21 protein-coding genes and 2 tRNA genes are annotated in these 23,771 nt (G+C 66.8%); 13 read left to right on the forward strand and 10 right to left on the reverse strand.

The window, feature by feature from the left end; all coding sequences use genetic code 11:
* Window positions 1-150: 150 nt before the first annotated feature.
* Window positions 151-1,518: a cysteine--tRNA ligase gene (cysS, locus tag HH110_RS09315; protein ID WP_176989408.1), complete on the reverse strand. Its 1,368-nt coding sequence runs from the start codon at window positions 1,516-1,518 to the stop codon at window positions 151-153.
* A gap of 255 nt (window positions 1,519-1,773) precedes the next feature.
* Between cysS and HH110_RS09320 the strand changes: the two genes are divergently transcribed.
* The 11 genes from HH110_RS09320 to HH110_RS09370 all read left to right on the forward strand — a co-directional run bounded on the left by HH110_RS09320 (window position 1,774) and on the right by HH110_RS09370 (window position 13,479).
* Window positions 1,774-2,346 (forward strand): hypothetical protein, encoded by a 573-nt coding sequence (locus tag HH110_RS09320; RefSeq protein WP_176989409.1) that lies wholly within the window; start codon window positions 1,774-1,776, stop codon window positions 2,344-2,346.
* 361 nt (window positions 2,347-2,707) lie between these two features.
* Window positions 2,708-3,718, forward strand: coding sequence for an N-acetylornithine carbamoyltransferase (locus tag HH110_RS09325; protein WP_176989410.1), 1,011 nt, complete (start codon window positions 2,708-2,710; stop codon window positions 3,716-3,718).
* A gap of 130 nt (window positions 3,719-3,848) precedes the next feature.
* Complete coding sequence (locus tag HH110_RS09330) at window positions 3,849-5,042, forward strand: argininosuccinate synthase (RefSeq protein WP_176989411.1); 1,194 nt, start codon at window positions 3,849-3,851, stop codon at window positions 5,040-5,042.
* A gap of 154 nt (window positions 5,043-5,196) precedes the next feature.
* Window positions 5,197-6,285, forward strand: coding sequence for an acetylornithine deacetylase (locus HH110_RS09335; protein WP_176989412.1), 1,089 nt, complete (start codon window positions 5,197-5,199; stop codon window positions 6,283-6,285).
* Window positions 6,286-6,358: 73 nt separating this feature from the next.
* Complete coding sequence (locus tag HH110_RS09340; protein ID WP_176989413.1) at window positions 6,359-7,684, forward strand: acetylglutamate kinase; 1,326 nt, start codon at window positions 6,359-6,361, stop codon at window positions 7,682-7,684.
* A gap of 5 nt (window positions 7,685-7,689) precedes the next feature.
* On the forward strand, window positions 7,690-8,289 hold the full coding sequence (locus tag HH110_RS09345; RefSeq protein ID WP_176989414.1) for a GNAT family N-acetyltransferase: 600 nt from the start codon (window positions 7,690-7,692) through the stop codon (window positions 8,287-8,289).
* Window positions 8,286-9,239 (forward strand): N-acetyl-gamma-glutamyl-phosphate reductase, encoded by a 954-nt coding sequence (gene argC / locus HH110_RS09350; protein ID WP_176989415.1) that lies wholly within the window; start codon window positions 8,286-8,288, stop codon window positions 9,237-9,239. Before HH110_RS09345 ends, argC begins: the two co-directional genes overlap by 4 nt.
* A 74-nt stretch (window positions 9,240-9,313) precedes the next feature.
* Window positions 9,314-10,609 (forward strand): argininosuccinate lyase, encoded by a 1,296-nt coding sequence (argH, locus tag HH110_RS09355; RefSeq protein WP_176989416.1) that lies wholly within the window; start codon window positions 9,314-9,316, stop codon window positions 10,607-10,609.
* 70 nt (window positions 10,610-10,679) lie between these two features.
* Complete coding sequence (locus tag HH110_RS09360; RefSeq protein WP_176989417.1) at window positions 10,680-10,940, forward strand: YciI family protein; 261 nt, start codon at window positions 10,680-10,682, stop codon at window positions 10,938-10,940.
* 13 nt (window positions 10,941-10,953) lie between these two features.
* Window positions 10,954-12,102 (forward strand): glutamate 5-kinase, encoded by a 1,149-nt coding sequence (gene proB, locus HH110_RS09365; RefSeq protein WP_176989418.1) that lies wholly within the window; start codon window positions 10,954-10,956, stop codon window positions 12,100-12,102.
* Window positions 12,103-12,216: 114 nt separating this feature from the next.
* On the forward strand, window positions 12,217-13,479 hold the full coding sequence (locus HH110_RS09370) for a glutamate-5-semialdehyde dehydrogenase (RefSeq protein ID WP_176989419.1): 1,263 nt from the start codon (window positions 12,217-12,219) through the stop codon (window positions 13,477-13,479).
* A gap of 96 nt (window positions 13,480-13,575) precedes the next feature.
* Here HH110_RS09370 and pgaD read toward each other — a convergent pair whose 3' ends face one another.
* The 5 genes from pgaD to HH110_RS09395 all read right to left on the reverse strand — a co-directional run bounded on the left by pgaD (window position 13,576) and on the right by HH110_RS09395 (window position 20,813).
* Window positions 13,576-14,061, reverse strand: a complete 486-nt coding sequence (gene pgaD / locus HH110_RS09375) for a poly-beta-1,6-N-acetyl-D-glucosamine biosynthesis protein PgaD (RefSeq protein WP_176989420.1) — start codon at window positions 14,059-14,061, stop codon at window positions 13,576-13,578.
* Complete coding sequence (gene pgaC / locus HH110_RS09380; RefSeq protein WP_176989421.1) at window positions 14,058-15,305, reverse strand: poly-beta-1,6-N-acetyl-D-glucosamine synthase; 1,248 nt, start codon at window positions 15,303-15,305, stop codon at window positions 14,058-14,060. The genes pgaD and pgaC overlap by 4 nt, the downstream gene beginning before the upstream one ends.
* 7 nt (window positions 15,306-15,312) lie before the next feature.
* Entirely contained in the window at window positions 15,313-17,202 is a 1,890-nt protein-coding gene (pgaB, locus tag HH110_RS09385; RefSeq protein ID WP_176989422.1) for a poly-beta-1,6-N-acetyl-D-glucosamine N-deacetylase PgaB, read from the reverse strand.
* A gap of 16 nt (window positions 17,203-17,218) precedes the next feature.
* Window positions 17,219-19,255, reverse strand: a complete 2,037-nt coding sequence (gene pgaA, locus HH110_RS09390; protein WP_176989423.1) for a poly-beta-1,6 N-acetyl-D-glucosamine export porin PgaA — start codon at window positions 19,253-19,255, stop codon at window positions 17,219-17,221.
* Between the two features lie 346 nt (window positions 19,256-19,601).
* Window positions 19,602-20,813: an MFS transporter gene (locus HH110_RS09395; protein WP_176989424.1), complete on the reverse strand. Its 1,212-nt coding sequence runs from the start codon at window positions 20,811-20,813 to the stop codon at window positions 19,602-19,604.
* A 558-nt stretch (window positions 20,814-21,371) separates the two neighbouring features.
* On the opposite strand from HH110_RS09395, the gene HH110_RS09400 reads away from it, so the two are divergent.
* Window positions 21,372-21,644, forward strand: a complete 273-nt coding sequence (locus HH110_RS09400; protein ID WP_176989425.1) for a hypothetical protein — start codon at window positions 21,372-21,374, stop codon at window positions 21,642-21,644.
* Between the two features lie 5 nt (window positions 21,645-21,649).
* Window positions 21,650-22,048 (forward strand): hypothetical protein, encoded by a 399-nt coding sequence (locus tag HH110_RS09405; protein WP_176989426.1) that lies wholly within the window; start codon window positions 21,650-21,652, stop codon window positions 22,046-22,048.
* Window positions 22,049-22,128: 80 nt separating this feature from the next.
* Here HH110_RS09405 and HH110_RS09410 read toward each other — a convergent pair.
* The 4 genes from HH110_RS09410 to cydB all read right to left on the reverse strand — a co-directional run bounded on the left by HH110_RS09410 (window position 22,129) and on the right by cydB (window position 23,768).
* A tRNA-Pro gene (locus tag HH110_RS09410) sits at window positions 22,129-22,205 on the reverse strand.
* 139 nt (window positions 22,206-22,344) lie between these two features.
* A tRNA-Pro gene (locus HH110_RS09415) sits at window positions 22,345-22,421 on the reverse strand.
* Between the two features lie 48 nt (window positions 22,422-22,469).
* On the reverse strand, window positions 22,470-22,583 hold the full coding sequence (cydX, locus tag HH110_RS09420) for a cytochrome bd-I oxidase subunit CydX (protein ID WP_019182852.1): 114 nt from the start codon (window positions 22,581-22,583) through the stop codon (window positions 22,470-22,472).
* A gap of 30 nt (window positions 22,584-22,613) precedes the next feature.
* Complete coding sequence (cydB, locus tag HH110_RS09425; protein WP_176989427.1) at window positions 22,614-23,768, reverse strand: cytochrome d ubiquinol oxidase subunit II; 1,155 nt, start codon at window positions 23,766-23,768, stop codon at window positions 22,614-22,616.
* Window positions 23,769-23,771: the final 3 nt, after the last annotated feature.

Here is a 23,771-nt window from a genome sequence, read left to right on the forward strand (position 1 = left end):
GGGTACTCCAGGCCGGTCATGCGCCTTCCGTGGTCTGGCCGTGATGGTTCGAAGGAGGCACCCGGCCATCCGTGGCCGGGTCTGTGTCGTGGCAACGCCCGATGGGTCGGGCAATATCTGGCAGCGCCCGGCGGTCAGTCGGGCGGTCTTTCAGCGCTTGCGCGACCAGCGTACGCCCTGGGCGGTGTCTTCCAGCACGATGCCTTCGGCGGCCAGCTGGTCGCGGATCGCATCGGCGCGGGCGAAATCGCGGGCCTGCTTGGCCGCCGCACGCGCGTCGATCAGGGTCTGGATGGCGGCGTCGTCATCGTGGCCGACCGCCGTGCCGAACCATGCGCCAGGATCCTGCTGCAGCAGGCCCAATGCCAGGCCGGCGCCGAGCAGGGTGGACTTCCAGTGCGCCTTGTCGGCGTCGGCGGCCTTGCGCGCCTCGCCGGCGATGCGGGCCAGTTCGGCCAGCGCCTGCGGTGTATTGAGGTCGTCATCCAGCGCGGCCTCGATCTCGGCCGGGATCACTGCCGTGGCGTCCACGTCGACCAGCTCGCGCAGGGTGCCGTACAGACGGTCCAGGGTGCGCACAGACTGCTCGATCAGCGCATCGGACCAGTCCAGCGGCTGCCGGTAGTGGGCCGACAGCAGCGCGTAGCGCAGGGCCTCCGGGGCATGCTGGCGGACCAGGTCGTGCACCCGCTCGATGTTGCCGATCGACTTGCTCATCTTGGCGCCGCCGAAGTTGAGCATGCCGTTGTGCAGCCAGAACCGGGCGAAGGTCTGCCCGCCGTGCGCGCACTCGCTCTGCGCGATCTCGTTCTCGTGGTGCGGGAACTGCAGGTCCACGCCGCCGGCATGGATGTCGATGGTCGGGCCCAGGTGAGCGGCGGCCATTGCCGAGCACTCGATGTGCCAGCCCGGGCGGCCGCGGCCCCACGGCGATGCCCAGCCGGGCAGGTCGTCGCTGGAGGGCTTCCACAGCACGAAATCACCCGGGTCGCGCTTGTACGGGGCCACGTCCACGCGGGCACCGGCCAGCATCTCGTCCGGGTCGCGGCGCGAGAGCTTGCCGTAGTCGGCGTAGGAGCCCACCGAGAACAGCACATGGCCCTCGGCAGCGTAGGCGTGCCCGTTGGCGATCAACTGCTCGATCATCGTGACGATCTGGGGGATGTGCGCGGTGGCTTCCGGCTCGATGTCCGGCGGGACCACGCCCAGCGCCGCCATGTCCTCGCGGTAGGCGGCGGCGAAGCGGTCGGTGATCGTGCTGATCGGCACGCTCTGCTCGCGCGCGGCCGTGTTGATCTTGTCATCCACGTCGGTGATGTTGCGGGCATAGCGCAGGCCGCCGAAGCGCCGCCGCAGCAGATCGGCCAGCACCCCGAACACCACCGGTCCACGGGCATTGCCGATGTGGACGTAGTTGTAGACCGTGGGGCCACACACATACAGGGTCGGACAGGTCGGATCGAGCGGGGTGAACGGTTCGAGCTGGCGTGTCAGGTTGTTGTGCAGGCGCAGGGTCATGAGGGTCGGGAGCGGGGGTAAGCGGTCGATTTTAGAACGTGTCGGGGGCTTTGGGGGGATGCGGGGCAGGGGAGTTGGGCGGCGAGGCCGGCCGGCGGGATCGCTGAAGGCTTCAGCCGTTCCGGCCCGTGGTGGCGGGTTCCGGGGCCGCGGGTGGGTCCGGCCTATGGGCAGAAACGTCGCGGAAGGGTAATGTTCAGCCCCTTGTGCTTGGCACTGCCTAAACTATCCCCCTTGTCCTTTTCCTTGTTGCCAATGAAATCCGCTTCGTTGTTGACGCTGGTCTGCCTGCTCGGAAGTGCCGCCTTCGGGGCGTGCGCCCAGGACGGTGAGGTGCGCAACCGGGTGGTGATCGTGGAGAACGTCAAGTTCGACTACGCCCAGGTGCTCAACGTCGAGCCGGTGTTCCAGACCCTGCGCGCCACCCGCACCGAGGAGCACTGCGAGCCGATCTCGACCCGCACGCTGGCCCCGGTCAACGTTACGGGGGAGGAGCCGCAGGAAGACAAGGGTCGGTTCGGCCGCTTCATGGACTCGGTGCGCTCGATCTTCCGCCGCGAAGACGGCAGCACGGACGAGAACGGCTATTCCGAGACCGTGGTCGTCGAGACCGCACCGGCCAATACCGGCCCGCTGCTGACCCGTGACTGCAAGATCATCCCGGTCGGCCGCGAGTTCCGCCGGCCGATCGCCTACGACGTGGACTACGTCTACAAGGGCACCAAGTACCGCTCCCGCCTGCCCGAAGATCCGGGCAACCGGCTCAAGATCCGGGTCTCGATCACCCCCTGGGTCGGCAACGAGCAGGCTGGCGGCGCCAACCCGTGACCCCCGGCATCGCCCCGGGGGTGGATGCCTTCAACCTGAATTGTCATTCAGGCCTTGCACGCACTCCGGGTGCATGCAAAGATGGGCGGCCATGAAACTCACCGACTTCCAGCACGACACCAGCGCCGCCCGTATGGCTACGGGCATGACGTCGCGTGCCCGCCGACCGGAACCCCACATTTTCGCTGGGTAACCGGAGCTTCGTGCTGTCTGTTCGGAAAACCCAGCCCCCGCGCTGGGTTTTTTCGTTTCTGCGATCTGAAAAGTTTCATCTGTATACGTTTTGTTGAGCCCTGAACGCGCCCCGGCGCCCCCAACCTCCGCCGGAAACGGTGGAAAACCAGCCGCAAAGGATCGATCGATGTCCCTGAAGCACTTCCTGAACACCCAGGACTGGAGCCGCACCGACCTGGATGCCCTGCTGACCCAGGCCGCGCTGTTCAAGCGCAACAAGCTGGGCGACGAGCTCAAGGGCAAGTCGATTGCCCTGGTGTTCTTCAATCCCTCCATGCGGACCCGCACCAGCTTCGAGCTGGGCGCGTTCCAGCTGGGCGGCCATGCGATCGTGCTGCAGCCGGGCAAAGACGCCTGGCCGATCGAATTCAACCTGGGCTCGGTGATGGACGGGGACACTGAGGAGCACATCGCCGAAGTGGCCCGGGTGCTGGGTCGCTACGTCGACCTGATCGGCGTGCGCGCCTTCCCGAAATTCATCGACTGGACCAAGGACCGCGAGGACGAAGTGCTCAAGAGCTTCGCCAAGTACTCGCCGGTGCCGGTCATCAACATGGAAACCATCACCCACCCGTGCCAGGAACTGGCCCATGTGATGGCGCTGCAGGAACACTTCGGTACCCAGGACCTGCGCGGCAAGAAGTATGTGCTGACCTGGACCTACCACCCCAAGCCGCTCAACACCGCCGTGGCCAACTCGGCGCTGACCATCGCCACCCGCATGGGCATGGACGTGACCCTGCTGTGCCCGACCCCGGATTACATCCTGGATGAGCGCTACATGGGCTGGGCCGAGCAGAACGTCGCCGAGAGCGGCGGTTCGCTGCAGGTCAGCCATGACATCGCCAGCGCCTACGCCGGCGCGGACGTGGTGTACGCCAAGAGCTGGGGCGCGCTGCCGTTCTTCGGCAACTGGGAACCGGAAAAGCCGATCCGCGACCAGTACAAGCACTTCATCGTCGACGAAGCCAAGATGGCGATGACCAACAACGGTGTCTTCAGCCACTGCCTGCCGCTGCGCCGCAACGTGAAGGCCACCGACGGCGTGATGGATTCGGCGCAGTGCATCGCGATCAACGAAGCCGAAAACCGCCTGCATGTGCAGAAGGCGATCATGTCGGCGCTGGCAGGACGATAAGCAGCACGGCGGCCGTAGAGCCACGCCATGCGTGGCTTCGCGGCGCCCAACGAAGAGCAGCCACGCATGGCGTGGCTCTACCGCCCCGAAAAACGCATTCCACATTGCATTCCACTTGGACCTGACCCCCATGAGCAAGAAAGACATCGTCCTGGCCTTCTCCGGCGGACTCGACACCAGCTTCTGCGTGCCTTACCTGCAGGAGCGCGGTTACAACGTGCACACCGTGTTCGCCGATACCGGCGGCGTGGATGACGAAGAACGCGATTTCATCGAGAAGCGTGCCGCCGAGCTGGGCGTCACCAGCCACGTCACCGTCGATGGTGGCCCGGCGATCTGGAGTGGCTTCGTCAAGCCGTTCGTGTGGGCCGGCGAAGGCTACCAGGGCCAGTACCCGCTGCTGGTCTCCGACCGTTACCTGATCGTGGATGCCGCGCTCAAGCGCGCCGCCGAACTGGGCACCAACATCATCGCCCACGGCTGCACCGGCATGGGCAACGACCAGGTCCGTTTCGACCTGGCCGTGAAGGCACTGGGCGATTACCAGATCGTCGCGCCGATCCGCGAAATCCAGAAGGAACACACCCAGACCCGCGCCTACGAGCAGAAGTACCTGGAAGAGCGCGGCTTCGGCGTGCGCGCCAAGCAGCAGGCCTACACCATCAACGAGAACCTGCTCGGCCTGACCATGTCCGGCGGCGAGATCGACCGTTGGGAAGCGCCGGGTGAAGGTGCCCGCGGCTGGTGCGCACCGCGCAGCGAATGGCCGGTCGAGCCGCTGACCGTGACCCTGAAGTTCGTCGAAGGCGAAGCCGTCGAGCTGGACGGCAAGGCGCTGCCGGGCGAGCAGATCCTGGCCAAGCTCAACAAGCTGTTCGCCGCGTACGGCGTTGGCCGTGGCGTCTACACCGGTGACACCGTGATCGGCCTGAAGGGCCGCATCGTGTTCGAAGCGCCGGGCCTGGTCTCGCTGCTGGCCGCGCACCGCGCGCTGGAAGATGCGGTGCTGACCAAGCAGCAGAACCGCTTCAAGCCGGACGTGGCGCGCAAGTGGGTGGAGCTGGTGTACGAAGGCTTCTACCACGACCCGCTGAAGACCGACATCGAGGCTTTCCTGAAGTCCTCGCAGACCAAGGTCAACGGTGAAGTGGTGCTGGAGACCCGCGGTGGCCGTGTGGATGCCGTGGCGGTGAAGTCGCCGCACCTGCTCAACACCAAGGGCGCTACGTACGCACAGTCGGCCGATTGGGGCGTGGAAGAGGCCGAGGGCTTCATCAAGCTGTTCGGCATGAGCTCCACGCTGTACGCGCAGGTAAACCGCTAAGGCGATTCACCGGGGTGCCGGCCGCTGGCCGGCGCCTCGCAAGGCCGATGGAGGGTAGTGCCGGCCGCTGGCCGGCTCGTGGCACGGCTGGATCATTGCAGAGCCGGCCAGCGGCCGGCACTACCGATTTTGAACCCTACGGATATCCAGAAACATGTTGGAACAGACACTCGATCACCTGCAGCAGCTCGTGTCCTTCGACACGCGCAATCCGCCGCGTGCGATCACCACCGGCGGCATCTTCGATTACCTGCGCGCGAACCTGCCCGGGTTCAATGTGGAGGTGATCGACCATGGCGACGGTGCAGTCAGCCTGTATGCGGTGCGTGGCACCCCGAAGTACCTGTTCAACGTGCATCTGGATACCGTGCCGGACTCGCCGCACTGGACGGCCGACCCGCACCTGATGCGGCGCACGGACGACCGCGTGATCGGCCTGGGCGTGTGCGACATCAAGGGCGCCGCGGCGGCCCTGGTGGCTGCTGCCAACGCCAGCGATGGCGACGCCGCGTTCCTGTTCTCCAGCGACGAGGAGGCCAATGATCCACGTTGCATCGCCGCCTTCCTCGCCCGTGGCATTCCGTATGAAGCGGTGCTGGTGGCCGAGCCGACGATGAGCGAAGCGGTGCTCGCGCACCGTGGCATCAGCTCGGTGCTGATGCAGTTCAAGGGCCGCGCCGGGCATGCCTCGGGCAAGCAGGATGCGGCCGCCAGCGCGTTGCACCAGGCCATGCGCTGGGGCAACCGCGCGCTGGACCATGTGGACACCCTGGCCCATGCGCGCTTTGGCGGGTTGACCGGCCTGCGCTTCAACATTGGCCGGGTGGAAGGCGGGATCAAGGCCAACATGATCGCGCCCGCCGCCGAGGTGCGCTTCGGCTTCCGCCCGCTGCCGTCGATGGACATCGATGCGCTGCTGGCCACCTTCGCCAGCTTCGCCGAACCGGAGGCCGCGGAGTTCACCGAGACCTTCCGCGGGCCGAGCTTCCCGGCCGGCGATATTGCCGAGGCCGAGAACCGCCGCCTGCTGGCGCGTGACGTGGCCGATGCGCTGGATATTCCGATCGGCAACGCGGTGGATTTCTGGACCGAGGCCTCGCTGTTCTCGGCCGGGGGTTACACCACCCTGGTGTACGGTCCGGGCGACATCGCCCAGGCCCACACTGCCGATGAGTTCGTGACGCTGGAGCAGCTGCAGCGTTACGCCGCGTCCGTGCACCGCATCATCGCGCGCGGCGCGTGATCCAATGACGCCGTCGTGGCTCCCCACTGACGGAACACCCATCGCGGCCCCGGCCGCCTGCGACGATATCGAAATGCCTTCTTCCCAGCCCCACCGCCAGACCCGTCAGACCATCGTGCGCCTGCTCTCGAGCATGGCCAGCGCGAAGGAGATCAGCCAGTACCTCAAGCGTTTCTCGCAGCTGGACGCCAAGCGCTTCGCCGTGGTCAAGGTCGGTGGCGCGGTGCTGCGCGATGACCTCGATGCGCTGACCTCCTCGCTGTCGTTCCTGCAGGAAGTCGGCCTGACCCCGATCGTGCTGCATGGCGCCGGCCCGCAGCTGGACGCCGAACTGTCGGCGGCCGGCATCGAGAAGCAGACCGTCAACGGCCTGCGCGTGACCTCGGCCGAAGGCCTGGCGATCGTGCGCCGGGTGTTCCAGGCCTCCAACCTGCAACTGGTCGAAGCCCTGCAGCAGAACGGTGCGCGCGCGACCTCGATCACCGGCGGCGTGTTCGAAGCCGAGTACCTGGACCAGGACACCTACGGCCTGGTCGGTGAGGTCAAGAAGGTCAACCTGGCCCCGATCGAAGCCAGCCTGCGCGCCGGCTCGATCCCGGTGATCACCAGCCTGGGCGAAACCCGCTGCGGGCAGATCCTCAACGTCAACGCCGATTTCGCCGCCAACGAGCTGGTGCAGGAACTGCAGCCGTACAAGATCATCTTCCTGACCGGCACCGGCGGCCTGCTCGATGAAGAAGGAAAGGTGATCGACTCGATCAACCTCTCCACCGAGTACGACCAGCTGATGCAGCAGCCGTGGATCCACGGCGGCATGCGGGTCAAGATCGAACAGATCAAGGACCTGCTGGATCGCCTGCCGCTGGAGTCCTCGGTGTCGATCACCCGGCCGGCTGACCTGGCCAAGGAACTGTTCACCCACAAGGGCTCCGGCACGCTGGTGCGCAAGGGCGAGAAAGTGCTGCGCGCCACCGCGTGGGACGAACTCGATCTGCCGCGCCTGAAGCAACTGATCGAATCCAGCTTCGGCCGTACCCTGGTGCCGGACTACTTCCAGAAAACCAAGCTGCTGCGCGCCTATGTCAGCGAAAATTACCGCACCGCAGTGATCCTCACCGACGAAGCCGAAGGCGTATACCTGGACAAGTTCGCGGTGCTCGACGATGCGCAGGGCGAAGGCCTGGGCCGCGCGGTCTGGAATGTCATGCTGGACGAAACCCCGCAGCTGTTCTGGCGTTCGCGCAACGGCAACCCGATCAATCACTTCTACTACGCCGAATCCGATGGCTGCTACAAGCAGGGCCACTGGAAGGTGTTCTGGTTCGGCGCCGACGGCTTCGACCGCATCAAAGCGTACGTCGAGCATTGCGCCGCACGCACCCCCAGCCTGGAGGGCTGAACCTGATGAATCTTGCCGATTGGACCAAAGTCCCCACACTGGCCGGCGCTCATGCCCGGCTGGAGCCGCTGCAGATGGCGCACATCGATGGCCTGCGCGGTGCACTGGGGGATGGCACTTTGTCCAAGCTCTGGTACACCCAGGTGCCCAGCGCGAAGACGATGACCGCCTACGTCCAGGCCGCGCTGCAGGCGCAGGCCGAAGGCAAGGTGCTGCCGTTCGTGGTCCTCAACGAGGCCGATGAGGTCGTCGGTACCACGCGCTACTACAGCCTGGAAGCCGAGGTGCCGCGCCTGAGCATCGGCTACACCTGGTACGGCGAGGCCGCCCAGCGCACCGGGATCAACACCGAAACCAAGCTGATGCTGCTCACCCACGCCTTCGAACGGCTGGAATGCCTGAGCGTGGTGTTCGAGACCAGCTGGTTCAACTTCACCTCGCGCACCGCGATCGCGCGCCTCGGCGCCAAGCAGGATGGCGTGCTGCGCAACCACAAGCGCCACCCGGACGGCACCCCGCGCGACACCGTCATCTTCTCCATCATCGATGCGGAATGGCAGGGGGTGAAACGCCACCTGCAGCACCGCCTGGACGCACACGCATGAGCACCACGACCTTCACCGTCGGCATTGTCGGCGCCCGCGGCCATACCGGCGCGGAGCTGATCAAGCTGATTGCCGCACACCCCCACCTGCAGTTGGGCTTCGTCTCTTCGCGCGAGCTGGCCGGCCAGCGCGTGAGCGACCACCACAGCGACTGGCAGGGTGAACTGCAGTTCGAAAACCTGGATGCCGACGCGGTCGCCGCCAAAGGCATGGACGCGGTGATCCTGGCGCTGCCCAATGGCCTGTCTGCACCGTTCGTCACCGCGCTGGATGCGGCGAAGCCGGAGACGGTGATCGTCGACCTGTCGGCCGATCACCGCTTCGAGCCGAGCTGGTACTACGGCCTGCCCGAACTGACCCGTGGCGACTACCTGGGCCAGAAGCACATCAGCAACCCCGGCTGCTACGCCACCGCGATGCAGCTGGCGATCAGCCCGCTGCTGCAGCAGCTGGCCGGCCCGCCGCAGTGCTTCGGTGTCTCCGGTTACTCCGGTGCCGGCACCACGCCCTCGGACAAGAACAATCCCGAGCTGCTGCGCGACAACCTGATGCCGTATGCGCTGACCAATCATGTGCACGAGCGCGAAGTCACCGCGCACCTGCGCGTGCCGGTCGAGTTCATGCCGCATGTGGCGCCGCACTTCCGCGGCATCACCATGACCGTGAACCTGTGGCTCAATACGGTGGTCAAGCGTGAGGACGTGATCGCGCTGTACCAGAAGTACTACGCCAACGAAGCCCTGATCGAAGTGCTCGACGAAGCACCGTGGGTCAGCCGCATCGCCGGCCGGCACGGCGTGCAGATCGGAGGCTTCGACGTGGCCCCGGGCGGCAAGCGCGTGGTGGTCGTGGCGACCCTGGACAACCTGCTCAAGGGCGCGGCGACGCAGGCGATGCAGAACCTCAACCTGGCGCTGGGCCTGGACGAACTGGCCTCGATCCCGCACTGAATTCCCACGGCGCTGCGCGGCCCCTGCGCGCGCCCTGACAACCCGGCGGAGCGACTCCGCCTACGGAGCAAGACATGGCAGACCTTCTGTGGCAGAAGCCCGGCGTCGCGGTAGACGCCAAGATCCAGACCTTCCTGGCCGGCGATGATGTGATCCTGGACCGCGAATTTTTCCTGTACGACGTGGCGGCCAGCAAGGCACATGCGCAGGGCCTGGAAAACATCGGCATCCTCGGCAACGACGAGCGCGTCGACCTGCAGCGCGAGCTGGATGTGCTTGCAGAGGATTTCCGCAGCGGGGCGTTCGTGCTGGATGAGCGCTTCGAGGATTGCCACTCGGCGATCGAAGCGCGCCTGACCGAGCGCCTCGGCGATGCCGGCCGCAAGATCCACACCGGCCGCAGCCGAAACGACCAGATCCTGGTCGCGACCCGGCTGTGGCTGAAGGACAAGCTGCTGCGCGTGGCCGAGCTGAGCCGCGAGATCGCCAAGGTCGCGCTCGACCGTGCCGAGGCCGAGAAGGACCTGCCGGTGCCTGGCTATACCCACATCCAGCGCGCTGTCGTGTCCTCGGCGGGCATGTGGTGGGCCGGCTGGGCCGAGGCCTTCATCGACAATGCGATCCGCGCGCACGACACCTTCAACCTGGTCGACGCCAATCCGCTCGGCACGGCCGCCGGCTACGGCGTGAACCTGCCGCTCGACCGCGCGCACACCACTGAGGCGCTCGGCTTCGCACGGATGCAGATCTCGCCGATCTACGCGCAGCTGTCGCGCGGCAAGTTCGAACTGGCCGCGCTGGAAGCACTCGGCGGCGCCACCCTGGACCTGCGCCGCATCGCCTGGGACCTGTCGCTGTTCACCAGCGGCGAGTTCGGCTTCGTCGCGCTGCCGGCGCAGTACACCACCGGCAGTTCGATCATGCCGAACAAGCGCAACCCGGATGTGATCGAGCTGATGCGCGCTACCCACGCCAGCGTGGCCGCGGCACGAACCGAAATCGAGCAGCTGCTGTCGCTGCCGTCGGGCTACCACCGTGATCTGCAGAGCAGCAAGGGCGCGATCTTCCATGGCTTCGGCCGTGGCCTGGCCGCGCTGGAACTGCTGCCGGCGCTGCTGGCCAACCTGGAATGGCGCGACGACAAGCTGCGGGCGGCGATCGACTCGGGCATGTATGCCACCGATGTCGCCGTGGAAGCGGCGGTGGCCGGCGTGCCGTTCCGTGAGGCCTACAAGGCCGCGGCCGCCGCGGCGGATACGGCCGGGCAGGGGCGTACCCCCGAAGGCAGCTTGGCCGCGCGCGTGTCGCCCGGCGCGGCGGCCGACCTGCGGCTGGATGAGCTGCGCGCCCGCTGGGCCGCATTGGTGTAATCACGACGGCGGCCGCAAGGCCGCCGTTTTTGCAACGACTGACCGGGCGCTGCCCGGGAAAGGATGTCTCATGAAAACCTGTTACCTGGTAGTGGTCACCCGCACCCCCGACTTCCGCGATGAGGTCGGTGCCGAGCATGTGCGCTTCCTCGATGAGGTGCGCGCCCGCGGGCAGCTGCTGCTGACCGGCGGCTTCACCGACAAGAGCGGTGGCGCCTACGTGCTTCAGGACATCGCCGACCTTGCCGCCGCGCAGGCGCTGGTCGACACCGATCCGCTGCTGGTGCACGGCAGTGCCACCGCCCGCATCCACGAATGGAGCACGCGCTGAGCGCGCCGATCACATGAACCAGTCCGTGCTTTCGCCGTTCACCGAACAAGCCGTTCCGCAGTGGAAACGTGCCGTGCTCAAGGTCGGCAGCAGCCTGCTGGCGGCCGATGGCGGCGGCCTCTCGCCACGCCACGCACTCGGTCTGGCCCAGTTCGTCTCGGCCAATGTGCTGGCCGGTCGGGAGGTGGTGATCGTGTCCTCCGGTGCGGTCGCGGCCGGGCGGGCGATCGTGCCCCGCGCGCTGGAAGCCGGGGCGGCGATGGCCGCACGGCAAGCGCTTGCCGCGCTGGGCCAGGCGCAGCTGATCGGGCTGTGGCAGCGCTTCTTCGAGCGCCCGGTGGCCCAGGTGCTGCTGACCCACGACGACCTGCGCAACCGCCGCCGTTACCTCAACGCCCGCGCCACGCTCAACGAACTGCTGCGGCTGGGCGCGCTGCCGGTGGTCAACGAGAACGACACGGTCTCGGTGGATGAGCTCAAGCTGGGTGACAACGACAATCTGGCCGCGACCGTGGCCGCGTTGATCGACGCCGACGTGCTGTTCATCGCCACCGATATCGACGGCCTGTACAGCGCCGATCCACGCCGCGACCCGCAGGCGCGGCCGATCCACGATGTGCCTGAGCTGACCGTCGACGTCCTGGCGATGGCCGGGGGTGCCGGCAGCGGCGCCGGCACCGGCGGCATGCATACCAAGCTGGAGGCCGCGGCCAAGGCGGGCCGCGTCGGCATCGAGACCTGCCTGTTCAACGGGCGCAGTGCCGAGGTCGTGCGTGCGCTCAGTCAGGGGCGCCTGTTCGGCACCCGCATCCACGCCGCGCAGACCCGGGTGGCGGCACGCAAGTACTGGCTGCGCCACGCACCGCTGGAGCCCGGCGCGATCCTGGTCGACGCGGGCGCCGCCGATGCGCTGCGTGGCAAGGGCGCCTCGCTGCTGCCGGGCGGTGTGGTCGGCGCGGAGGGTGACTTCCGCCGCGGCGACATGATCGAGATCCGGCAACGCACCGAGTCCGGCGAGGTCTGCCTGGCCCGCGGCGTCAGCCAGTACTCGGCCAGCGACATCCGCCGCGTCGCCGGGCGCCACTCGCGCGACATCGAAAGCGTGCTCGGCTACAACTACGGTGGCAACGTCATCCACCGCGACGATCTGGTGTTGCTGTAAAGCGTAAGAACATCCCCGGTAGAGCCACGCCATGCGTGGCTGCGCAACCTGGGTCTGTTCGACATCCCCCAGCCACGCATGGCGTGGCTCTACTGTTTTTCCGAGGATATTGAGATGGTCGCCAGCTCCAGTACCGACATCCGCACCCAGGCGCTGGCCTGCCGCGAGGCTGCCCGGCAACTCGCCCAGCTGTCCTCCGCCGCCAAGGCCGCTCTGCTGGAGGCGATGGCTGCCGCACTGGACGCGGATATCGATCTGCTCCTCGCCGCCAACGCGCGCGATCTCGCCGCGGCGACGGAGAAGGGCGTCGGGACCGCGATGCTGGACCGCCTGGCCCTGAACCCGCAGCGGCTGGCCGGTATCGCCACCGCGCTGCGCGAGGTGGCCGCGTTGCCCGATCCGGTCGGCCAGGTCACCCGCGATGACGTGCGCCCGAATGGCATCCGCGTGCAGAAGGTGCGCGTGCCGCTGGGCGTGATCGCGATGATCTACGAAGCGCGCCCGAACGTGACCGCCGATGCGGCCGCGCTGTGCATCAAGGCCGGCAACGGTGTGATCCTGCGCGGTGGTTCGGAGGCGATCCACTCCAATACCGCGATCGCGGCGTCGCTCAAGCGCGCGCTGCGCGAGGCCGGTGTCGCCGATGCCGCGCTGACCCTGGTCGAGGACCTGCGCCGCGAGACCATGCTGGCCCTGCTGCAGCTCAACGACCTGATCGATCTGGCGATCCCGCGTGGCGGGGAAGGCCTGATCCGGTTCGTGGCCGAGCATGCGCGGGTGCCGGTGATCAAGCATTACAAGGGCGTCTGCCATCTGTACGTGGACCGTGCCGCCGATCCCGCGCGTGCACTGGGCCTGCTGGTGGACGGCAAGTGCAGCCGCCCCTCGGCCTGCAATTCGCTGGAGACGCTGCTGGTGCATGCCGACATCGCGCCGACCTTCCTGCCGTTGGTGGCGCAGGCACTGGCCGGGCAGGGCGTGCAGGTCCGTGCCGATGCGGTGGCGCGGCAGTGGTTGCCCGACGCCGGGCCGGCCAGCGACGACGATTACGCCGCCGAGTACCTGGACCTGATCATCGCGGTGCGCGTGGTGAAGGACCTCGATCAGGCACTGGCGCATATCCAGCAGTACAGCTCGGACCATACCGAAGTGATCGCCACCGAGGACGCGGTCGCCGCCGAACGCTTCGTGCAGGCGCTGCGGTCGGCCGTGGTCATGGTCAACGCATCATCGCGGTTCTCCGATGGGGGCGAGCTGGGCCTGGGCGCGGAGATCGGCATCTCCACCACCCGGCTGCACGCCTATGGCCCGATGGGACTGGAAGCACTGACCGTCGAGCGCTTCGTCGTCCGCGGTGAAGGCCAGACGCGCGCGTGACCGGGTAGAGCCGGCCGCTGGCCGGCTCTAGCGCATCCTGGCAATCCGTGGAGCCGGCCAGCGGCCGGCATTACCGTTCTGCCAACGCCCGCGCGATTACCCGTACGCGACCGCCAATGCCTGCGCGGTGACCCGTACCGGCCGCGCGTGCTCATCCAGGTGCAGCGTCACCGACTTGCCATCGGCCAGCGACGCGGCCACGGAGGCACTCGCGCCGAGGTCGTGCGCGATCTCGGCGCGGGTCACATCGTCATGCGGCAGCCGACGTTCCTTGCCCGTGAAGCGCATGCGGTTGTACTCGGCCCAGGCGATCAGCAGCGCCGCGCAGCAGAACAGCATCACCGGCAGGGCGATCACCACGAACGGGTCGATCGTCTGCTTCTGTTCGTACAGCTGCGTCCAGGCCATCTGCCCGCCCAGCAGCCAGGAAACCAACGTGACCAGCGGTGCCCACAGATAGAAGTAGAACGCCCAGAAGGCGATGGTGACAAAGCCCCAGGCGGTGCGCTGCAGGCGCGGCTGCTGGCGCGGTTTCTGGATCAGCCGCGAGTCGAAGCGGCGGGTGGATTTGACGGTGTTCATCGGATACCCCGGTCAGGACTGACCCAGACCGCGCGCTTGCCACGACGTTTGAAGATCGTCTTGGGGAACGCCACCAGGGTCGTGAACAGACTGATGAGCCAGTACGCCATCGGGTACCAGATCACCCAGAAGTAATTACGTCCTATATGCGTTTCGTAACGGCGGTCGATGATCAGGCTGCTGGCGAACTGCAGCAGGCAGACCAGGGCCAGGATCACGCCATGCCACTGCGGCAGCAGCGTGGCGATATACAGATCAGGCGGCAGCTCCATGAACTTGCCCAGCGCCCACAGCACGATGATCGCCAGCATCGTGTACGCCCACAGCACGCTGAGGATGTACTCCATCAGCACCCCCCACATCCGCCGCTTGCGCCAGTGGAACAGCGAGCCGCCATGCCGCAGCAGTACTTCCACGCCGCCCTGGGCCCAGCGCAGGCGCTGCCGCCACAGTCCCTTCAGCGTTTCCGGCATCAGGATGAAGCACAGCGCATTGGGCTCGTAGCGGATGTCCCAGTGGTCCAGCTGCAGCCGCCAGCTGATGTCGATGTCCTCGGTGACCATGTCATCGGACCAGTAACCGATGCGATGCAGGGCGGTACGACGGAACGCGGCGATCACGCCGGAGATGGTGAAGATGCGCCCGTACACCCGCTGCGCACGCTTGATCATGCCGATGATCGAGGAGAACTCGGCCACCTGCAGCCGGCCCAGCAGGGTGGACCGGTTGCGGATGCGCGGGTTGCCGGTGACGGCGCCCACGCGTGGGCCGGAGGTCAGGTGCCAGACCATCCAGTGCGTGGCGTACTCCTCCAGCATCGCATCGCCATCGATGCAGACCAGGAACTCCGAGCGCGCCGCCAGCGCCCCCATGCGCAGCGCGTTGGCCTTGCCCATGTTGCGGTCCAGGTGCACGACACGCAGCCGGGGATGCAGGGCGGCCAGGGCATCCAGGCGTGCTCCGGTGTCGTCGCTGCTGCCATCATTGATGGCGACCACTTCGAAGTCCGGATAGTTCTGCCTGAGTGCGGAGTCGAGCGTGTCCTGCAGGTTCTCCGCCTCGTTGTGGCAGGGGATCAGGATCGAGGCGGACGGGTAGGCGGCCATCGGCGGCGGATCATTGCGGTCGCGCGCCTTGCGTTCGCGCCGGAAGAAGTAGTACAGGCCGCCGGACATCCAGAAGAACGCCATCACCATCGGGTAGAAGAAGGCGAACTGGAACAGAATGTAGAGAAGAGGATGCATGGCGACCTCACTTTTCCTCGTACGGGAAGCTGCGGGCCGACATGGCCGCGCGGGCGTCATACGTGGAGGGACGTCCGGCGATGAAGTCATCCGGATACCAGGCGAAATGGCGCACGCCCTGCGCCTGCAGGCGACGGATCTGCGCGCGCAGGCGGTCGCCGGGGATCGGCTTGCCGGTGCGCCAGTCCAGCGTCTGCAGCTCGAACATCGTCTGCGACAACTGCGGATCGTGCTGCCTCACCGCCACCACCAGCCGGTCCAGCCAGCGTTCCGGGCTGCGACTGCCCTCCATCCACGGCATCGCCATCAGCGCGGTGTGGTCGTAGGCCTTGTTGAACAGGTCCAGGCGCTGGGCGAACCAGCTCGCGCTCTGCGGCTCCAGCACGGGCTGGGCATACAGGTTGCGCACGGTGCCCAGCTTCGGCCGCCAGCGCTGGGCGGCATTGCGCAGCTCCAGGGTGAAATCGATCAGCGCCTGGGTACGTGCACCGTCATCACCTTCCTGCGGCAGCCGGGTCAGCTCGGTGTCGCGCAGGTAGGCGTCATCGTGGAACAGCAGACCCTCGAAGTACGCGTTGATCGCGAGATCTTCGTAGATGTCATCGATGATCCGACGCACCTGCGGCCGGGTGAAGTCCAGCCGGAAGATGCCGTCGCTTTCCGGGCTCTCGATGGCCAGCGCCCTGCGGATGGCCGGATCCTTGAGCTCGTAGCCCAGTACCGGCAGCCAGGCGAACACCTTGACCCCGGCGCGTGTCTTGAGCTGCCACGCCACCCGGTTGAACAGGTCCGCGCGCATCGGCAGATGCCGGTTGGGGAAGTACAGCGCATCGGCCGACCCGTTGCCGTCGGGATCGGCGAACGCCTGAAGGAACACGTGGGTCGGGCCGATCTTCTTGACCCGGTCGATCAACGCATCCAGGTTTTTGCCCTGTTGCACCGGGTCGGCATCGTAGACCGCATCCAGGTCGATCTGCAGCGCACGCATCCCATCGCGTTCCACATCGCGGCGCAGTTCGTAGGCCAGCTGCACCACGGTCGGGTTGTTGGTCACCAGCAGGCGCGCCAAGCCGTGCAGATCGCGCTTGATCGGGGTGCTGCGGCCCTCCAGATCGAACGAGACCGGCATGCCCAGCTGCTCGGCGATATCGTTGCTGAGCGCGTTGTACGCGGCGTACGGCCACACGATCGCCTTCGGGCTGACACCGACATTGCGCTGGATGCGCTCCACGCTGCGGCCCAGATCGGCGCGCAGGCGGGCCTCGTACTCGGCCGCGCTTTCATAGGTCCTGCGGGTCGGGTCGTAGATGCGCGTGATCACCGCCGGCGTCTGGTTGCCCTGCGGGTTGGACTGCACGCCGTGGTGCAGGTTGTCGGTGTGGCTGGCCAGTTCGATCAGCCCGCTTTTCTGCATCTCGCGCAGCTGCGCCCAGGTCAGGAAGTCGTCGCGGGTGAAGGGGCGGTAGCCGTAGTCGATCTGGCGCCCGGCCGGCATGTCCACGTAGTCGGTGATCACTGCCACCAGCGCCGGATAGTTGTAGGCGCGCAGCAGCGGGAACACTTTGCTGTACACGCTGCGCAGCCCGTCATCGAAGGTCAGCAGCACCGGCTTGGGCGGCAGCGGGGTGCCACCCTGCGAGGCAGTGATCAACTGCGACAGCGAGACCGGGTGGTAGCCATGCGCGGACAACCAGTCCAGGTGCGCGGCAAAGTTCTGCGTGCTGACCGCATACGCATCCGGGTCGCCGCGCTCGGCCACCTCGTCACGGATGTCGTGATAGCTCAGCACAAGCAGGCCGTTGTCGGCGGCATCGAGTGCGGCCGGCGTCTGCTGTGCCTGTGCCGGCAGCACCACGGCGAGCAGCGCCAGCAACAGCCAGTGGGACCAGCGCTTCATGTCGATGTGCCGCATCTCATTCTCCCCACCGCAGGCCGGCATCCAGGCCGATGTGTCGTTCCCGCTGTCCGTCATAGACCGGTCGCGACCAGCGGATGCCGTACTCGAAAATGCGGCCTTCGCCGAGCTGCCATTCGTGGCGGTACTCGGCCGAGGGCACGATCGCGCTGCCATAGCCCTGCTGCCAGTACTGCCCCACCGAAACGGTCAGGCGATGCCTGAAGTGGCGTTCGTAGTGGCGCCACAGCTGCTGGTCCACGCGCAGGCCGATCTCCACCGAGCGATCCTCGGAGGGGTTGAAGTAGGGCACGTCGTCGCGGCTGCCGCGGCTGGCATACAGACTGCCGAGGCCGTCCACGAACACGGTCGGCCGGGTCATCAGGCGCTGTTCGATGGCGGTGGTGACGGTGTCGCGGCGGTTGCCGTCGTCGTAGCGGAACTGGCTGGCGCCCAGGCTCCAGTGGGTCCGCTCGTCGCGCCGGTAGTCGGCCGCCAGCGCGATGCTGTCGGCGGTGATGCCGGAGACGCGCGCCTGCATCGAGGCCTCCGGGTCATTGCGTGCGGCGGTGATGCCCGCATGCCACTGATCGCTGAACTGCCAGCCGAACCCGGCGCTCAGTCCGGTCTCGCCGATGTGGTCGTTGGCGCGGTGGATGAACGCTTCCGCATCCGCGCGGCCGTAGCGGTAACGCGTGCCCACGCCGATCCGCAGCGGGTCGATGCTCTCGTCCTGGAAATCCACGCTGCGCCGGTCCGCGAACGCGACCAGGCGCCAGCGGTCGTCGAGTACCGGGGACTGCACTTCCACGCCATAGCGGCCGTCGTCGTTGCCCAGCGGCGAAGCACCGCCACCGCCGGAGCTGCGGCCACCTTCGGCGTAGGCATGCCACTGCCAGCCACGGTGCGCGCGCCAGCTGCGATCCATGCGCTGCACGGACGGCTGGTTGGGATAGGCGGCAAGCAGGGTGTCGTGGATCGGCCGCGCCAGATCATCGCGCTGCACCTGCACGTAGGCGTCGTACTGCCCAAGGCGCGCCGGCACATCGCGCGGGTCCAGCGTGTTGGCCATGCTGTAGCGCTCCAGCGCCCGCCGCGGCCAGCCGCGCATCAGGTAGACGTTGCCCAGCGAGGATTGCGTGCCGGTGTTGCCGGGCCCGACCTCGACCATCTTCTCCAGATCGCGCTGTGCGGTGGGCAGGTCGCCGCTGTAGGCGCGCACCATCGCCAGGTTGAGGTCGGCCTCGTAGCGCGGCCAGTTGGGGTACGGCGCCTTGGCCCCGTTGGCCCAGCGCCAGGCCGGCTCATCGGCCTGCCAGCGCTTCAGCAGGGCGATCGCGGTGTCGGCGTGCTCGTCTTCCAGATACGCATACGCGAGCTCGGAGCGGGCCTGCGGCAGCGACGGATCGGCCTTGAGCGCCGCCTCCAGCACCGGGATCGCTTCGTCCGGATGCTGTGTGGCCATCAGCGAATCGCCGACCGCTGCCAGCAGATAGTTGGGGACGGGGTGACCCTCGGCGAGCAGGCCGCGGTACTCATCGCGCACCTGTGCATGGCGCCCCAGCCGGTTGAGCAGGATCAAACGGTCATGGCGGATCCGCAGCGGCGCCTGCTGCACCGTGGTGCCGTCGCGTTCGAGATACTGCTGCATCTGCACCAGCGCGGCGTCGGCTTCATCCAGGCGCGTGTCCTCGCTGGGGCCAAAGGCCAGGCTCCAGCCCACCAGCTTGGCCAGGTAATTGCCTTCCAGCCGTTCTTTCTGGGCGGTGTCGAACAGGTCGGGGCGGGCCAGATACAGCTGCCACGCGCGGTACGCGTTGCCGATGTCCGAGAGGGTCAATACCTGAAGGCGATACAGCAGGGTGTCTTCTGGTGACTGCACCCGGGCCCGCTCGATCGCCGCCAGCGCATCCAGCCATTGGGCGTGGTCCCGGAACTGGCCGATTTCGGCCAGGGCGTCGGCCCGCGGTTCGGCGGAAAAGGCAGCCGGAGCGGAGAAAGCGAGTGCGGCACATGCCAGGCCGACGCCGAGCGCCAGCGGACGATGGTCGTACATGGAACCCCCCTTGGAGCATCCTTTCGAATGGCATTAGCGTCACAAACTGTGACGCACATCACATGCCAGTCGTGCCTGACTGCGCGCTTGGTGCCAAATCGCCAAGAACCGGGTACGGCCGATCAGCCCCCGGGTAGCACCCGGAGGGGAGGAGCAAGTCGTTGAAATACTGAAGATTCCCGCCATGTCGCCAGCATGGGGAACGCACTCCGTCGCGATGAAGCTGTTCATCCCGCTGGCGATGCCAGCGGACCCGAACATCACCCGTTGCCGCGCAGCGGGTCAGTTAGCGACACGCTACGTCAGCTGTTGCGCACAGCGCGTGTAGATGGACGCAGCGGGGCACTCACCACTGGTCTTCGAGCTTCTGCGGTTTGCAGGCAACCCAGGAGGCGCACAACAGGACTACCGCGCACACCACCAGGAAGCCGAACGGCAGGTGCCAGCCGCCACTGACCGCATGCAGCCAGCCGAACAGGAACGGGCCCAGGCAGCTGAACGCATAGCCCACGCCCTGCATGAAGCCGGACAACGCGGCCGAACCGGCCGGGGTGCGGGTGCGCAGGTTGATCAGGGTCAGCGCCAGCGGGAAGGTCGACGGCCCGATGCCGAGCAGTACCGCCCACAACCACGGCGCCTTCATCGGGGCGAACAACAGGCCGGCGAAGGCGATCAGGAAGGCGCTGAAGCCGATCAGCACCAGCCCGAAGGGATTGCGCAGGCGCACGGCCAGCGCCGGCATGGTCAGTGATGGCAGCAGACCGCAGGCAGCGAAGATGGCGACCATGATGCCGCCGAAGGCCGGCGTGGCACCGGCTTCGACCACGATCCGCGGCAGCCAGGTGAACATCGAATAGGTCATCAGCGAGGTCATGCCGAACATCAGGGTCATGCCCCATGCCAGCGGCGTCTTCCAGACCTTGCCGTGCGGCGCGCTGGACGGGTCGTTGGCGGCGCTGATGGTGTCCGGATGCGGGCGCGCACGCGAAAGCATCAGCCACGGCAGCGCGGCGGCGAGCGACATCAGCGCCCAGATGCCCAGCGACACGCGCCAGCCGGCCTGCTGCGCGACCGGCACCGCCAGCAGTGCCGGCATCATCGTGCCGATCTGCAGCACGGTGATGTAGAGCGTGCTCATGGTGCCCACGCGGTTGGCGAAGTAGCGCTTCACCAGCGGCGGTACCACCACGTTGCCGATGCCCATGCCGGCGAGCGCCACCACCGAACCGAACAGCAGGCTGCCCACGCCGCCGGCCATCGAGCGCAGCAGCAGGCCCACGGTGGCCAGGCTCATTGCCAGCAGCGCGGTGCGCTCCAGGCCCAGGCGGCGCGCCACGGCCGGGGTGGTGACGCCAAACAGCGCGAAGGCCGCGGTGGGCAGCATGCCGAGCACGCCGGTCATCGTGGTGCCGAAGCCGAACGTCTGGCCGAGCACATCCAGCAGCGGGGTCAGCGAGGTGACCGCAGTGCGCAGGTTCAAGGCGGCCAGCAGGATCGCGGCAAACGCCAGCAGGCGTCCGTGCAGCAGGGACTGGGACGGTGAGGTGGGGTGAGTCATCAGCATGTTCCTGACAGGTGGCGCACCGCGGCCATGCCGGCGCGCGGGTGCAACGGCAGAGACCGGCCAGCGGCCGGCATCTGCGGGGAAGGGGACTGGGCCGGCGCCGAAGGCGAGGCCAGGACCGTCCATTGTACGGGTTCGATCCCGGCAGGTCGCGCCGGGAGCCGCCGGGGCCCTGACATGAGCGACGGCAACGTGCAGGGTTGTACGATGAGCCGGGCAGTGCGCGTCGTGGCCGTACCATGAGTGTCCCGCGTGCAGGAAACAGGCTTCTACTGACCTGTACGACGTTGATGCTCGCCAGTTGCGGCATCGGCGGCATGTGGATGGGGATATACGCAGTCGGTATCCCGCATGCCAGAAGCAAGGCGGCTGCGGACAACCAGGACGAAATGCATGAGGCAGGTTCGGAGGCAAGGACATGCGAGGGGGTACACCTCGCTGCTGGTGGCGACTCTACTTCTTACGGTGGCAGGTTGTGCCACTGCTCCTGCCGTGCCTGGCCAGGTAGCGACGGCGGACACGGGACTCATTCCGGCGGGTTCCGTCCGGGTCATGCCCACCCGGCAGTACTGGCGCAAGGCCGGTACCAGCAAGGCCGACGCGGACCGGGTGCGGCAACCATGCAGTCAGGAGATGCGCAACGACGCAGAGTACGCGGGGCTGCTCAAGGAGGGTGCTGTGATCACGAAGGTCTGGCATGCCGAACGCACGGCTGCCCAGAAGAAGCGGTACAGAGAGATCAACGCCCGGCTGGGCCAGCTTTACGACGCATGCATGATCGGCAACGGGTTCGAGTTTGTCCGTCGTGGATTCCCGGTGGAGTAGGAGCGATGTCAACGACGCTGCTGTTCGTACGAAGGGGTTTCATTGGTGCGATGGCGGTGCTGGGAGTGCTGCTTGGCCTGACCGCCTGTGGCGCAGGTGGCATGTGGATGAATGGACATCCCGCCGCGACCCGGCACCTGGTCCCGCCGGGCCACGACTGGAGCAGGCAGGACGCGGGCGCGCTGGTGCGTGACATGGATTGGGAAGCCTGCGGCGGCCAACGCAATGGGAACATCTCGCCGGACCGGCAAGGTGCCACGGGCAAGGAAACCGCGGATATCTCCCGCGACACGCTCTATGCGGCACAGCGCTGCATGTTGGGGAAAGGCTACCGCTACACCGGTACCTGCGAAGGCGATATTCCGAGCCGCTATCCGGCGTGTCAGTCCCGCCCGTTGCCCTGATTCCTGAAGTGGCTCAATCAACAGGCACAAAAAAACCCGGAGGACACTGAAGTCTTCCAGGCTTGATTGTGACCATCAAATGGTCGGGGAGACAGGATTCGAACCTGCGACCTCTACGTCCCGAACGTAGCGCTCTACCAGACTGAGCTACACCCCGTAAGGAGCCGCCTATTGTATCGATCCCGCCGGTCGGCGGCAAGGGGGGATCGCGTTTTTCACCTTCGGTGCCGTGTTGCCACAGCCCTTGATAAAGAAGCCTGGAAACGTGTTCCCAGGCTTCAATACGACCACCGAAGTGGTCGGGGAGACAGGATTCGAACCTGCGACCTCTACGTCCCGAACGTAGCGCTCTACCAGACTGAGCTACACCCCGAAGGAGCCGACAAGGATACGGTGTGAAGACCCGATCGGCAACCTTTTTTTAGCCTTCTTCGTGATCCGTACGGCTCTGCTCGCGGGCTTCGAACCACATGCCGTTGAGAATGGCCACGACCGAAGCCAGCCCTGCACCCAGAATCCAAGCGAAGTACCACATGGTAAGTCTCCTATCGCGCCGTGGGGCGCATCAGTAAGCGTTGGGGTTGTCGCCCATCTCTTCGGCCGTGGTCTTGCCCTTCATCACGCGGTAGACCCAGGAGGTGTAGGCGATGATGATGGGCAGGAAGATGGCCGTGGCGATCAGCATGATCCCCAGGGTCAGGTGGCTGGAGGAGCTGTCCCAGACCGTCAGGCTGGAGCCCGGCTGGCTGGAGGAGGGCAGCAGGAACGGGAAGATCGCAAAACCGACGGTCAGGATGATGCCGGCGATCGACGCACCCGAGGCCAGGAAGGCCAGGCCGCCCCGACGGGCCCGCAGCAGCACCGCGCTGGCCAGCGCACCGACCAGCCCGAGGATCGGGGCCAGCAGGGTCAGCGGCATGCTCTGGTAGTTGCGCAGCCAGCCACCGGCCACCGCACCGGCGGCAGCGGTCTTGAGCAGCGGGTTGGTCGGGCCATCGGTGACCACCTGCGAGGTGATCTGATAGCCCGGCAGGCCGAAGGCCACCCAGACGCCGGCCAGGGCGAACAGCACGAAGGTCAGCACCGCCGCGATGCTGCCGTAACGGGCCGAGCGCTCGGCCACCGGGCCATCGGTCTTGAGCACCAGCATCGCTGCACCATGCGAGACCACCATCGCCACGCTCACCAGGCCGGCCACCAGGGCGAACGGGTTGAGCAGGCCGATCAGGGTGCCGGTGTAGAAGATGCGCATGCTGTCATCGAAGTGGAACGGCACGCCGACCAGCACGTTGCCCACCGCCACGCCGGCGATCAATGCCGGCAGCAGCCCACCGACGAACAGCGCACGGTCCCAGTTCTCACGCCAGCGCTTGCCGGGCATCTTGCTGCGGTACTTGAAGGCGACCGGGCGCAGGATCAGCCCGAACAGCATCAGGAACACCGCCAGGTAGAAGCCGGAGAAGCTGACCGCGTACAGCGGCGGCCAGGCGGCGAAGATCGCACCGCCACCGAGCACCAGCCACACCTGGTTGCCTTCCCACACCGGGCCGACGGTGTTGATCACCAGCCGGCGTTCGTCATCGGTCCTGGCCACGAACGGCAGCAGGGTGCCGACGCCGAGGTCGAAACCGTCCATCACCGCCCAGGCGATCAGCAGGATGCCGAGCAGCAGCCACCAGATCACGCGGAGCGTGGTGTAATCGAGTCCAATGAATTCCATCTG

This window comes from Stenotrophomonas sp. SAM-B (genome assembly GCF_013387485.1).
GTDB classification, from domain to species: domain Bacteria; phylum Pseudomonadota; class Gammaproteobacteria; order Xanthomonadales; family Xanthomonadaceae; genus Stenotrophomonas; species Stenotrophomonas maltophilia_AA.